Source organism: Brevundimonas sp. (assembly GCF_032017145.1).
Taxonomy (GTDB): domain Bacteria; phylum Pseudomonadota; class Alphaproteobacteria; order Caulobacterales; family Caulobacteraceae; genus Brevundimonas.
In genome coordinates, this window is record NZ_DALZQC010000104.1 from 1 (window position 1) to 11305 (window position 11305).

Here is an 11305-nt window from a genome sequence, read left to right on the forward strand (position 1 = left end):
ACGGCCCCAGCACCGATGGCCAAGGCACGGTCAGCGGGACGCTGAAGGCCACATACTATCCAAACTGAACCGGACACTCATTCATGCCCAACGCCATCCTGACCAAACATGACGGCACGATCACCAGCATCCCGGCTGATAGCGTGATCGCCATCCTTTCGACCGCGCTTGATGAGCCGGACGCCAACCGGCCGCAGCTGAAGTCGATCGTCATGTCCTCCTTCCGGGGTCAGGCTTCGGACTTCCTGGCGCACACCGCCATCGACGCGGCCGGGGAGATCGAGAAGGCGCGCACGACGAAGCGCGGCGCCCTGCGCAGGACGGCGAAACCGCGCGACTGGCTGGAGTTGAGCGTCGGCGACGACATCACCCGCCTCCAGCCCGGATCGGTGCCTGGATATGAAACGCTGAATGGTCAGCGCCTGCGCCTCTACTGGCAGCCGCCGAAAGGCGACCCGGTCCCGCTGGACGTCAACAACACCCCCGACAACCTCGCGCGTCTCGACGCCGATATCGAAGGAGCCTGAACCATGGCCAAGACCCACACGCCCGAAGAAGTCGAAGCCGCCCGCCAGCTGGTGGCGCAGGCGGACGCCGCCGCTGCAACCGAACGCAAGGCGGCTGTCCTGGCGACCCTGAAGCCCTTCACCGACGCCGGCCTTGGCTCGACGCCGGAGGGCGGCGCAGTCGCCGCGCTGATCTCCGCCATGCGCGCCAACTACGCCACATTGGGCGAGATCGACCCCAGCCTGCCGAACCTCGTCTTCAGCACAGCACAGGTTCTTCAGACGCTCGATGATCGGGTGCGGAGCCTGTCCGCGATGAATGCGGCGACGCCGCAGCCCTGACCTAACCCAAGCCGCCCAACGGCTGTTCCACTACGGCCTGACTATCGGAGGGGCGGATGCCCGAAGAGATTGCGACCCCATTCTCGTCCTGGACCGGGATACTGGCGCTGTTGAGCGCGCTCGGCCTGGGCGGCGTTCTGACCGCCCTGGCGGGGCGTCCGTCCGGCCGGGCGGTCGCGGCGACGGCTGCGAAGGATGAAGCGACGGGCGAGGCGGCGGTCATCGCCTCCATCGCCAGCGCTTTCACCGGCACCACGGCGTCCCTACGCGAAGAGATCGAGCGGATGCAGGAGACGTTGAACGAGTTTCGTCAGCGCGTCGCCGAAGCGGAGGCCGAGGTTCGCGCGGCGGTCGCCCGTGAGGCGGTCAAGGATCGCCTGCTGGCTGATCAGAAGGCCCAGCTGGAGATCGCCCATGCCGACGTGCTGCGCCTTCGGGCCGAGCGCGACGCCGCCAACGACAAGTCGGTTCAGCAGGAGGGCGAAATCCGCCAGCTGAAGGCCGTCATCGAAGCCCGTGCCCGATTGGAGGATTGAGATGCACCGAAACTATGAAACGCTGGACGCCATCGTCGTCATCGCCTGCCTGGTCATGGTGTCCGGGCTGGGAGCGGGGTTGATGCTGTTGCCCGGCATTCCGACCGACCATCTGCCAATCATCGCCAGCCTCGTCACCGCGATCCTGGGCGTTCCCGTAGCCTATGGCGCCTTTCGGTGGGGCAACAACGTCGGCGCCAAACAGGCGGCCGAGGCCGCCGCAGAAACGACCAAGGCGTCCACCGCCGCCTTGGCGCAGATCGCCGGCGCTGGACCGCCACCGCCGACCGCGCCGTTGGTCGATCAAGCGGCCGAGTGACGAACCGGGTTCGCCTCTATCCCGCGATCAACCGGGTCAGCCAATAGACCCCACCCGCGATAGCCGCCCACAGGGCGAAGCTGATCGCGACCATGACGGCGATCCTGATCTTGCCGGGCCATTTCGGCTCTGGCGCGCCCCACAGCGGGCTTCCCTCGTCGTGCTTCATCGGCATGGCGACGACCTAAGCACATGCGAACGCCGTTTCGCATCCATCCCCTCGACAATCTGGAGACTGACCATGCCGTATGTGCTGGGCGCGAAGTCGCGCGCCGAACTCGTCGGAGTGCATCCCGACTTTGTTCGCTTCGTCGAACTGACGCTGAAGTATTCAACGCAGGATTTCGGCGTTCATGACGGGCTACGATCCGAGGCCGAGCAGCGGGAGTATGTCCGCACCGGCGTCTCCCAGACCATGAATGGCAAACACCTGAAACAGTCGGACGGCTGGGGTCATGCTGGCGATCTGGTGCCGTTCATCAATGGAAAGCTGCGGTGGGAATGGCCGCCCATCTACGTCATCGCGGCGGCGGCGAAGCGGGCTGCGGCCGAGATGAATCTCCGAGTGAAGTGGGGCGGATGCTGGCAGGAGTTGTCGCAGATCAAGGGCGACACACCTGCAGCTATGGAGGCCGCTGTGAATGCTTACGGCGCCGCGCGTCGCAAGGCAGGCAAGAAGGCCTTCACTGACGGCCCGCACTTCGAGTTGGTCCGATGATCCCGGCGAAGATCGAATACGCGGTGGGCAAGACCCGCCATAATCAGCCCCTGCGCCTCGTGAAGGCCCGCACCTATGACGGCGCGGTCGAGTGGACCCTGCACCGCGACCAGGCCAGTCAGCGGGACGACAGACAGGCAATCGCCGGGCTGACGGACGACGTGATCCTCGCCATGGCGGATGCCGTGAAGGCGGAGCGGAGCCGATGATCGACCTCCGCATCTTCCGCGCCCTGACGCCTAAGGCATGGATCATCATCGCCGTTCTCTCGGCTTTCCTGCTGTTCGGCGGCTACTGCGCCCACAGGGCCGCACAGGGCGAGCGGGACCGCCAGGCGACCGAGACCCGCAAGACCGAAGCAAGGGCCTCCAGCGCCCGGGAAACCGCCGCTGGCGAGCGCCACACCGACACCACCACCATCCGCAACCGGCAAGAGGAGAGAGACCATGCCGCTGAAGCGATTCCTGACAGCCTCCCTGATGATCGCGAGCTTAGGCGCCGCTGTCGCCAGCTGCGAGACGCCGGCCGCCGCCTTCCCGCCTGCGACGGACTTGATCGTCCAGCCCAAGCCGGTCCCGCCTGACGACGTGCTGACCAGCCGGATCGCGGGCGAGCGTTACGACAACGCCGTGGAAGCCTGGGGCGAAGAAGGCTGGGCTGCTGTCGGGCGCCTGTGCCGGTTCTTCGACGCCATGGGGATGGAGCGGCTGAGTTGTCCGCCGCCCGTGCCGCCTCGGCCGGGGTAGGCTGGACCTGTGAAATCCCCATACCCAGCGTCGAGCTTCGGCTCCGCTATCGAGGTCGTCATCCTTCGGGGTGGCGGCCTTTCGTGGTTTCAGGCTCGCGCCTGGGGCTCCCGATAGGGTTCGCCTCGGTCGCCGGCCTCCTCGCGCGTCAGGACCGCCGTCATCGCGTCGGCGCTGATCGCGACCTTGATGTCCCGGATGCGGATGCCGTCCGCGATGGTCTTCGGCTTTACGCTTTCTGCGTAGAGGCGCTCGATCCATTCATCAGACCGGATCGTGATCAGGCCCGGCTTGCGGCTGTCGTCGTCGCCGGCGGCCGCTTGCAGGGCGTCGAGCTGGGCGTGGAGGTCATCGGGCGTCATGGCGGCGGCCTATACCCCGAGTCGGTCAGACGATGGCCAGGGCGACGTCCTATGCTGCCCGCCTACTCCCAATCGCTTGCGACGCCGATCCGCTTCATCGGCCGAAACTCCTGCGGCCTCTCTTCCTTCGGCGTATTCACGCATGAATCCGGGAACGACCAGCCTGTCGCCGCCTGCTGGCCACTGAGTTCAGCCCAGCAGGCTTTGAGCGTCGCAGAGCAAGCCATCAGAGGCAGCTTGGCGGGCGAAACCATGTTCAGGGACGTGATGATCCGAGTGACGCGGCGGTAGCAGTCCTCGATCTCCGCTAGGTCCTGCAGCGTGACGTTGCCCTTTTTGCTGATGCCCTTGTAGCGGGTCATAGGGTTCTGAAGCCCCCTGCGTTCAGCATTCTGGCCTGCCGCACCAGCCGGGCGTTCTCCTCCAGCGAGACGTAGGCGACGTTCGATCCGGGCGCCAAGACCTCGGGCAGGCAGGGATGCGGCCTGGGGTGGACCTTGCCCGGCAGCGGTGCGGTGCGCGCGGCAAGCTCGGCCTCCAACCGCATCAGCTCTGAAAGCGGCATCGGCTGGGACGAACCCGGTTTGTTGATCGGCATAGCCCTTCCTCCTCCTTCATTTCGCCCCCGTCCGGGGCGGGATCGGCGCGTTGCAGCGCGTCGATCTGCGGGCCTTACCCCGCACGACCAGGACCGATCGGCCGCTCGGCTGATCGCCACCCCCGCTCACGCGAGCCGGGGACTCCTACTCGTGCAAAAGGCGACTCCGCAAATGAATTGTTCTCGTAATGTTCTCCTCGTTGACCAGCGCCCCGTGGCGTCGTGCGAACCGCCGACCGCGTGGCTGGGCGGCAAACGGCATCTGGCCCGCCGGATCTGCGGCGTGCTGGCCGCCACGCCCCATGACGCCTACTGCGAGCCGTTCATCGGCATGGGCGGCGTCTTCCTGCGCCGGCGGGTTCGCCCGGCCGTCGAGGTCATCAACGACCTGAGCGGCGATGTCGTGACCCTGTTCCGCGTCGCCCAGCGCTTCCCCGACGCCCTAATCCGCGAACTGGCCTGGCGCCCGGCGGCGCGGGCGGAGTTCGATCGCCTTCGCGAGACGCCCGATGGCGATCTGCTGGACATCGAGCGAGCGGCCCGATTCCTCTATCTCCAGACGCTGGGCTTTGGCGGCAAGGTCGCCGGCCGATCCTACGGCGTCAGTCCGACCAGCCCCCACAACTTCGACCTGACGAAGATCGAGCCGCGCCTTCGCCAGCTGCATGATCGCATGGCGGGCGTCGTCATCGAAAACCTGGACTGGCTGGCCTTCATCACGCGTTACGATCGCGCCGGCAGTCTGTTCTATCTCGACCCTCCCTATTGGGGCGGTGAGCGCGATTATGGGGCGGGCATGTTCGCCCGGGACGACTTCCAGCGGATGGCCGATAGGCTCCGGACGATCGAGGGTCGATTCCTTCTCTCGATCAACGACCGGCCGGAGATCCGCGAGATGTTCAACTGGGCCGACATCGAGGCCGTGAAGACCACCTATTCGATCGCAAAAGGCGATCGCGCGTCGTCGACGGCGGCCGAGCTGCTGATCAGTAGGGGGCTGGACCTGACAGCAGCGGCGGCACAACCTTCGTTGCTTTAAGCGCTTCGCAGCCCTTATCGAGGATGTCCTGAAACCGATGATCAGATTGTCACCGTTAATAGGACTTAATCATGTGTGACTACGTATGCTCTTGACGACCGGTCATACGTAGCACCATCTTGCGTTGTCGCTGGCCCAGGTGGTTCATCCTCGGTTAAGGCGGCCGGCGCAATCATATCATCGCGTTGCCGAGAACGCTTTGCATTGAGTGACGTTGACAAGAGACCCTGTGGGCGGTTTATGCCGCCCTCGTTCTAGGAGGACTAATATGCTGCGCGCCACGGAAACCATCTAACAACTGTCCCACACGAGATTCCTAGGGCCGCGACCACTGGTTGCGGCCCTTTTGCATTCCGCTACAACGGAAGGCTTGGAGATTCGGGGGCGTTTAGATGAACAGAAGACGAAGCTCGTTATTGCGATGGGCATTTTGGCTCGTAGCGGCTGTAGCCGGCTTCTTTTCCTGGTGGCAGATCCTGTGGCCGCCAGTCTCTTTCTACTCGCGCGCGAAGAGCGACCCTGGCCTCGCCGCCGTCGTCGGCGAACTTCTGAAGCCCCGAAACACGATATATGACGAGCCACTGCTTGGCTGGGTGTTCCTCGCCTTGTCTGTCGTCTTGGCCTTGGTGCTCATTCACTGCGTCCGCAGCGTCGCGGATTATCTCCAGCACTCTCGCGTTGGGATTTCCGTGCTGGAGACAGTCATGGAGGTGGAGATGCAGGATGCCGCCCGCGATATGGCGGTCATACGGCGTCGGCAGACGATTCACGCAAACCGCAAAGGGATCACCGCCTACCGGTTCGGATCTTCAACAGACACTCCTGGGGGGCGGATCGTTCGATCAGCGTTGAGCCACCAATCAACGGTCGGAAACAAGAACATCACCAAAGAGCTGATTTCTCGGGGCTCTGACACCAGCCTCGATATCATCGAGGTCTTCAACCGCGAACTACCAACCAGCCTGCTGACGACCTTTCTCCCAAATATCCTCGTCTGCGCGCTTCACAAGCTCGGCCTTTTCGAAGGAACTGTTGTCGTCCGTCAGGGCGAATCGACCTTCCAAAACGAGTTCAGTCAGAGCCAAGGCGTCTACTCCGTAAGCACCACGAAATATCCGATCTCGCGGACAATAATACGCGTCGCTTTCGTACTCGGCCATCAACCGGCAACAGACAAGATCCGTGGATTCCTTATCCGAGAAAACGTCGTTGAGGAGATCGCTCTGTCATCAAACTCGACCCAGACCCACTTTGTGTATGAGGCGCGCGCTAATAGCCTCCACATGGAATCCCTGAGAGTGCAGTGGGAGTTTTGAGGGTCCTCTGAGGCGACAGCAACTTGAGGTCTCAGCGCCGCCTAAGCGCCGCAACGTTGTGAAGTTGCTGTTTTGCCTCAGCTTCACCAGCACTCAAAATCCAGTTCCGAAAGGAGTGCCGGTTCGACCCCGGCCGCCCGCACCACGGATTTTCAGGCTTCTGGCCTTGATCCGTCCGGTTCGCGTTCCGCGAACATCCGACGACTTCCGACACGAAACGCGAACGCCGCGTCACACTGGCGGCACAGCCTGTTCACCTGACGTTCTCATCGCGCTATGTCGCCGATCCGGTCGGTGGCGCGACGGAGGACAAAATGTCGGAACCCCTCTCACTGTCTGAACGCATGCAGATGGTCGCCAAACTGGACGCGCGCGTTACGCGGAACCCCGCGCCACATCCCAGCCTGCCAGCGACGCCAGGGCCGGGGTCGAACGTCGCCTACGTGTCGAAGGAAGAGAACGCGCGGCTGGTTCAGCAGGCGCTGGCGCTGGGCCTCGGCACATTCGCCCGATTGTCGGCGGACGACACACATCGATTGGCGGCGCAGATGCAGAGGAAACGCGCATGACCCGCTACAAGGGAGCCAGCAAAAAGGGCAACGTCACGCTACAGGATCTAGCGGAGATCGAGGACTGCTACCGCCGCGTCACTCGGATCATCACGTCCCTGAACATGGTTTCGCCCGCCAAACTGCCTCTGATGGCCTGCTCTGCGACGCTCAAAGCCTGTTGGGCCGAACTCAGTGGCGCGCAGGCGGCGACAGGCTGGTCGTTCCCGGATTCTTGTGTGGATACGCCGAAGGAAGAGAGGCCGCAGGAGTTCCGGCCAATGAAGCGGATCGGCGTCGCAAGCGATTGGGAGTAGGCGGGCAGCATAGGACGCGGCCTGGCCATCTTTTGACCGACTCGACCTATAGGCCCGCCTCATGATCCCAGATGAACTCCACGCCGCGATCAACACTATGCAGGCCGACGCTGGCGACGACGACAGCCGCAAGCCGGGGCTTATCACGATCCAGTCGAATGAGTGGATCGAGCGCCTCTACGCGGAAAGCGCAAAGCCGAAGACCATCGCGGACGGCATCCGCATCCGGGACATCAAGGTCGCGATCAGCGCCGACGCGATGACGGCGGTCCTGACGCGCGAGGAGGCCGGCGACCGAGGCGAACCCTATCGGGAGCCCCAGGCGCGAGCCTGAAACCACGAAAGGCCGCCACCCCGAAGGATGACGACCTCGATAGCGGAGCCGAAGCTCGACGCTGGGTATGGGGATTTCACAGGTCCAGCCTACCCCGGCCGAGGCGGCACGGGCGGCGGACAACTCAGCCGCTCCATCCCCATGGCGTCGAAGAACCGGCACAGGCGCCCGACAGCAGCCCAGCCTTCTTCGCCCCAGGCTTCCACGGCGTTGTCGTAACGCTCGCCCGCGATCCGGCTGGTCAGCACGTCGTCAGGCGGGACCGGCTTGGGCTGGACGATCAAGTCCGTCGCAGGCGGGAAGGCGGCGGCCGGCGTCTCGCAGCTGGCGACAGCGGCGCCTAAGCTCGCGATCATCAGGGAGGCTGTCAGGAATCGCTTCAGCGGCATGGTCTCTCTCCTCTTGCCGGTTGCGGATGGTGGTGGTTTCGGCCTGGCGCTCGCCAGCGGCTGTTTCCCGCGCGCTGGCGGCCTTCGCTTCGGTCTTCTGGGTCTGGGCAGCCTGACGGCCCCGTTCGGCCCCTGCGCCCCTGTATGAGCAGTAGGCGCCGGTCAGGACGAAGGTGGCGATGATGGTGACGATCAGCCAGCCGGTCGGGCTGAGCATGCGCGGGATGGAGCGGAGGAAGGCGAGGGCGATCATAGGCCGACGACCTTCTTGGCGGCCGTGGTCGCTGCGATCCGCGCGTTCAGGCCGTTGACGCCGCCGTTGACCTTCAAGGTCACGCCCTTCACGTCGTCGCGCAGCGCCGGTGCGACGCAGCCATGTTTGACGAAGAAGTCGGCCGACGCCGTGGCGCTGGTGACGGGATCGGTGCGCAGCTGGTCAGGCGTAAATCCTGAAGCCTCGATATTCTCGCGGCCGGTGATCTGTTTGTCGCCAGATCCCCGGAACCTCCAGCCGTCGCCGGGTTGAGTGTTGCCCAGGTTCTTGCGGCCCCACTCGCCGCCATAGACGATGTTGGCGATGGCGTTTTGATGCGCAGGGCGAACGGTCGTTTTCTTGCCCGCGACCACCTTGTCGATGCGGCCGAACTTCTCAGCGTCCGCCTTGCTGATGCGATGCCGGCCGAAGGTGTCCAGCAGCCCTTGGACGGAATAGTCCAGGCTCTCTTCGCGCGTCGTAAAGCCTTTGCTCTCGACGAACATCTGTCCCAGCCAGTGGGCCAAGACCAAACCGGAGAAGCCGTGCGCTACCGCCGCCGCCTCCAGCGCCTCGCGCGTGCCCGCCGTCGCCCGAGGCGCAAACGTGCGGAACCTGTCAGCCGGTATCAGGCCCATGGTCAGTCTCCAGATTGTGGGAGTGTGAAAGCCGTGTCAGGCTCGCGCCACGCCCTGTCCGTTGGGACGATGTTCGTCTGGGACCGACCGAAGCAAAATGAGCAGCGAGCTAGTGTCTAAAGGTCTATCGATTGTGTTGGCCGCGAGTGTTGGCTGGGTAGCGTTCACGGCCACAAGTTCCGCCATTGCGGAAGTTGAAGGTCCTGGTGTCGACCGGTCCGTCATGAGGGCAGCGTCTGAAGCCACCTACATGCAACGGGTCGAGGTTTACTGCAAAAGCCCCGACGACGCCGACGCTGCTCTTTGTGCGGACTGGCGATCTGCCGCCGCTGCGGAACGAGCAGTCGTCGAGTCAAAACATGCGAGTTGGCTCACTGTTTTGGCATTGGCCTTCAATGCCTTGGGTCTCGTCCTCGTATTCTTCTCAATACGTCAGACACATGAGACTCTGATTACTTCAAATCGCCCGCATCTGCAGATGAGACGATTCAGGGTTATCAGAAACGATCATCTCAGTGAGCGGCACACGATACGATTGGAGGCAGTTAACTGGGGCCGCAGCAAAGCCAAGATTGTTAAAAGCCACGTTGAGCTCGAGACTGGATCGAAACTGCCAAGTACACCCAGATTTTGGGATTATGCCCCGCATCAGTTCAACGACAAGTTCAAACAAGCGACGACATCGTCGGGTGGCAAAATGGACCCCGGATATGTTCGCCCGGGAGACTCTGTTCGTCTTGACCTTAAGGAACTCACTGACGAGCAGGTTCAGGCTTTGAACGCAGGGCGGCTATGGGTTGTCGGCTTCATCTCTTATTGCGATAGCTCGGAGAACTGGAGACAGTATCATACGGACTTCGCGCGGCGGGTCGTCGGAAAGCGCTTTGAAGCGTCACCTGACGATGACTATGAGGCCGCCCCGTAGCGGGAGTTGTTGGTCGTGAACCCCGCGGCCATCATCCCAACAGGGTGTACAACCTTCGCTTCTGGGATATAGCGACATGGCTCTTTCTGACACCCTTCCGGTCGTCCACATCGACAATACTGGGACAGTATCGGCGGATCACGTGAACGCCGCTCCGTGCGTGAAGGTGCGCTGGAGTTGGAGCGCCCCGATCAAGACTGCCGCAGGATACGAGATCTCGAATCTCGTAGACACTTGGGCATTGATCGACACAGGGGCGGATTACACGCTTCTGTCATCAGCATTTTTTAAGGGTAGCGGCCCAGCCATCCAGCATGTTCGGATGAGGGGACTAGGCGGATCAGAGACTACATCAAGCCACCACATCACGCTAATGTTTCCTCCCTGCGATATGTGCGTGACCGCAGGGGCGATGCGAACGGATTCGATCGCGCGTGACAGCCCTTATCAAATGATCCTTGGTCGCCACTTTCTCGCGACTACCCGCTTCACCTACAACGGACCTGCTGGCATCTCCTCACTTGAGCTTCTCTCTGACGATGAGCGATCGGTCATAACGGCGACCGCCCATCTGTAAGTCCGTGGATGAAGTCGCTGGGTCGAGGATGGTCAGCCGCGGCACAATAGCCTTGCGAGCGCCCACCGTCGCTCGAGCCGCAAACGTGCGGAAATTGTCAGCCGGTATTAGGCCCATGGCCAGTCTCCTGAGATTTTGTTTGCTGTGGCGCTGGACCCGGATCGGTCAACGCGTGTTGGGTTGCGATGCCCTTCGCCGCCCGCGCCCTCCGAGCCGAAGCTCGCCGCTATCGAGAGCTTAAACGGGCGATCAACTGCCCGCGCACACTGGCGTTGCTGGATGAGATGGCTAGCGACCTAGAGGCCAAGGCGCAGGCGATTGAGGCTGCGAGGTCCATCGAGCATGACGACCATTGAGTGCGGGGTTGCCCGCCTCAGGTGCACAATATAACGTCGAGGTTGAGCTAAGCGCTCGCTCTAGCGGGGAGCTACGGCCGACGGTTCCGCAAATGCCCCGGCCAGTTTCTCAGGATCAAAAGATGACAGGAGCCCGAAATGGGGTGCATGGATTGTTCTGCGTCCGCTTTGAAACTTCATCAGATTGATGACCCTGAAGCGGCGGCCGACGTCATCGACGAAATGCTGGCGAAGGCCCTGACCCAAAGGCCATCGAGCGCAGAAGAATGCGTCGCTTTGCTCGATCTCGTTATCAGTAGTCTAGAACGCGACCAGCAGCTTCGGGCTGACCAAGCCGATCTACAAGGGCTTTATTCTGTGAGGGTATTCCTGACCGAGATCCGATGAAAGTCGAGACGCTGGGGTGGGGATGCGAACGGTCTTCGCATGTGCTTAGGCGGCGTGGACAAACTGGATTCCCAAATCCTCTGATTGCTGATTCAAGGC

The 11305-nt window shown here is 62.8% G+C and carries 22 protein-coding genes; 15 read left to right on the top strand and 7 right to left on the bottom strand.

Annotated features, from left to right (window positions below):
* Positions 1–83 precede the first annotated feature (83 nt).
* From RTU05_RS14455 to RTU05_RS14470, 4 genes are read left to right on the top strand one after another with little or no spacing between them, the layout of a single operon-like run.
* Positions 84–527, top strand: coding sequence for a hypothetical protein (locus RTU05_RS14455; RefSeq protein WP_312599052.1), 444 nt, complete (start codon positions 84–86; stop codon positions 525–527).
* Between the two features lie 3 nt (positions 528–530).
* Positions 531–848 carry a hypothetical protein gene (locus RTU05_RS14460; RefSeq protein WP_312599053.1) on the top strand — a complete coding sequence of 106 codons (318 nt, stop codon included), beginning with the start codon at positions 531–533 and terminating at the stop codon, positions 846–848.
* 56 nt (positions 849–904) lie between these two features.
* The gene (locus tag RTU05_RS14465; RefSeq protein WP_312599054.1) at positions 905–1384 is read left to right on the top strand and encodes a hypothetical protein; all 480 of its coding nucleotides are present in this window, start codon (positions 905–907) and stop codon (positions 1382–1384) included.
* Position 1385: 1 nt separating this feature from the next.
* Positions 1386–1703 carry a hypothetical protein gene (locus tag RTU05_RS14470; protein ID WP_312599055.1) on the top strand — a complete coding sequence of 106 codons (318 nt, stop codon included), beginning with the start codon at positions 1386–1388 and terminating at the stop codon, positions 1701–1703.
* 16 nt (positions 1704–1719) lie between these two features.
* Here RTU05_RS14470 and RTU05_RS14475 read toward each other — a convergent pair whose 3' ends face one another.
* The gene (locus tag RTU05_RS14475; RefSeq protein ID WP_312599056.1) at positions 1720–1878 is read right to left on the bottom strand and encodes a hypothetical protein; all 159 of its coding nucleotides are present in this window, start codon (positions 1876–1878) and stop codon (positions 1720–1722) included.
* Between the two features lie 66 nt (positions 1879–1944).
* On the opposite strand from RTU05_RS14475, the gene RTU05_RS14480 reads away from it, so the two are divergent.
* The 3 genes from RTU05_RS14480 to RTU05_RS14490 all read left to right on the top strand — a co-directional run bounded on the left by RTU05_RS14480 (position 1945) and on the right by RTU05_RS14490 (position 3167).
* Positions 1945–2421, top strand: a complete 477-nt coding sequence (locus RTU05_RS14480) for a M15 family peptidase (RefSeq protein WP_312599057.1) — start codon at positions 1945–1947, stop codon at positions 2419–2421.
* Positions 2418–2630 (top strand): hypothetical protein, encoded by a 213-nt coding sequence (locus RTU05_RS14485; protein ID WP_312599058.1) that lies wholly within the window; start codon positions 2418–2420, stop codon positions 2628–2630. The genes RTU05_RS14480 and RTU05_RS14485 overlap by 4 nt, the downstream gene beginning before the upstream one ends.
* 237 nt (positions 2631–2867) lie before the next feature.
* A complete protein-coding gene (locus tag RTU05_RS14490; protein WP_312599059.1) occupies positions 2868–3167 on the top strand; it encodes a hypothetical protein in 300 nt (99 codons plus the stop codon).
* Between the two features lie 89 nt (positions 3168–3256).
* Here RTU05_RS14490 and RTU05_RS14495 read toward each other — a convergent pair whose 3' ends face one another.
* From RTU05_RS14495 to RTU05_RS14505, 3 genes are all read right to left on the bottom strand, one after another.
* Positions 3257–3529: a hypothetical protein gene (locus RTU05_RS14495; protein WP_312599060.1), complete on the bottom strand. Its 273-nt coding sequence runs from the start codon at positions 3527–3529 to the stop codon at positions 3257–3259.
* A gap of 62 nt (positions 3530–3591) precedes the next feature.
* Entirely contained in the window at positions 3592–3891 is a 300-nt protein-coding gene (locus tag RTU05_RS14500; RefSeq protein WP_312599061.1) for a hypothetical protein, read from the bottom strand.
* Positions 3888–4127 carry a hypothetical protein gene (locus RTU05_RS14505; protein WP_312599062.1) on the bottom strand — a complete coding sequence of 80 codons (240 nt, stop codon included), beginning with the start codon at positions 4125–4127 and terminating at the stop codon, positions 3888–3890. Before RTU05_RS14505 ends, RTU05_RS14500 begins: the two co-directional genes overlap by 4 nt.
* 214 nt (positions 4128–4341) lie before the next feature.
* Between RTU05_RS14505 and RTU05_RS14510 the strand changes: the two genes are divergently transcribed.
* From RTU05_RS14510 to RTU05_RS14530, 5 genes are all read left to right on the top strand, one after another.
* Positions 4342–5166 (top strand): DNA adenine methylase, encoded by an 825-nt coding sequence (locus RTU05_RS14510; RefSeq protein ID WP_312599063.1) that lies wholly within the window; start codon positions 4342–4344, stop codon positions 5164–5166.
* Positions 5167–5558: 392 nt separating this feature from the next.
* Positions 5559–6482 carry a hypothetical protein gene (locus RTU05_RS14515; protein WP_312599064.1) on the top strand — a complete coding sequence of 308 codons (924 nt, stop codon included), beginning with the start codon at positions 5559–5561 and terminating at the stop codon, positions 6480–6482.
* Between the two features lie 314 nt (positions 6483–6796).
* On the top strand, positions 6797–7051 hold the full coding sequence (locus tag RTU05_RS14520; RefSeq protein ID WP_312599065.1) for a hypothetical protein: 255 nt from the start codon (positions 6797–6799) through the stop codon (positions 7049–7051).
* Entirely contained in the window at positions 7048–7347 is a 300-nt protein-coding gene (locus RTU05_RS14525) for a hypothetical protein (protein ID WP_312599066.1), read from the top strand. Before RTU05_RS14520 ends, RTU05_RS14525 begins: the two co-directional genes overlap by 4 nt.
* Before the next feature lie 61 nt (positions 7348–7408).
* Positions 7409–7681, top strand: a complete 273-nt coding sequence (locus tag RTU05_RS14530) for a hypothetical protein (RefSeq protein ID WP_312599067.1) — start codon at positions 7409–7411, stop codon at positions 7679–7681.
* A gap of 89 nt (positions 7682–7770) precedes the next feature.
* On the opposite strand, the gene RTU05_RS14535 is transcribed toward RTU05_RS14530, so the two are convergent.
* Genes RTU05_RS14535 through RTU05_RS14545 form a run of 3 tightly spaced genes read right to left on the bottom strand, consistent with a single transcriptional unit; the run spans position 7771 to position 8961 of the window.
* Positions 7771–7965: a hypothetical protein gene (locus tag RTU05_RS14535; RefSeq protein WP_312599068.1), complete on the bottom strand. Its 195-nt coding sequence runs from the start codon at positions 7963–7965 to the stop codon at positions 7771–7773.
* Positions 7934–8323: a hypothetical protein gene (locus RTU05_RS14540; protein WP_312599069.1), complete on the bottom strand. Its 390-nt coding sequence runs from the start codon at positions 8321–8323 to the stop codon at positions 7934–7936. The genes RTU05_RS14535 and RTU05_RS14540 overlap by 32 nt, the downstream gene beginning before the upstream one ends.
* On the bottom strand, positions 8320–8961 hold the full coding sequence (locus RTU05_RS14545) for a hypothetical protein (protein ID WP_312599070.1): 642 nt from the start codon (positions 8959–8961) through the stop codon (positions 8320–8322). Before RTU05_RS14545 ends, RTU05_RS14540 begins: the two co-directional genes overlap by 4 nt.
* 97 nt (positions 8962–9058) lie before the next feature.
* Between RTU05_RS14545 and RTU05_RS14550 the strand changes: the two genes are divergently transcribed.
* From RTU05_RS14550 to RTU05_RS14560, 3 genes are all read left to right on the top strand, one after another.
* Positions 9059–9886, top strand: coding sequence for a hypothetical protein (locus RTU05_RS14550; protein WP_312599071.1), 828 nt, complete (start codon positions 9059–9061; stop codon positions 9884–9886).
* Between the two features lie 76 nt (positions 9887–9962).
* On the top strand, positions 9963–10463 hold the full coding sequence (locus RTU05_RS14555; protein WP_312599072.1) for a hypothetical protein: 501 nt from the start codon (positions 9963–9965) through the stop codon (positions 10461–10463).
* 503 nt (positions 10464–10966) lie between these two features.
* On the top strand, positions 10967–11206 hold the full coding sequence (locus RTU05_RS14560; protein ID WP_312599073.1) for a hypothetical protein: 240 nt from the start codon (positions 10967–10969) through the stop codon (positions 11204–11206).
* Positions 11207–11305 lie beyond the last annotated feature (99 nt).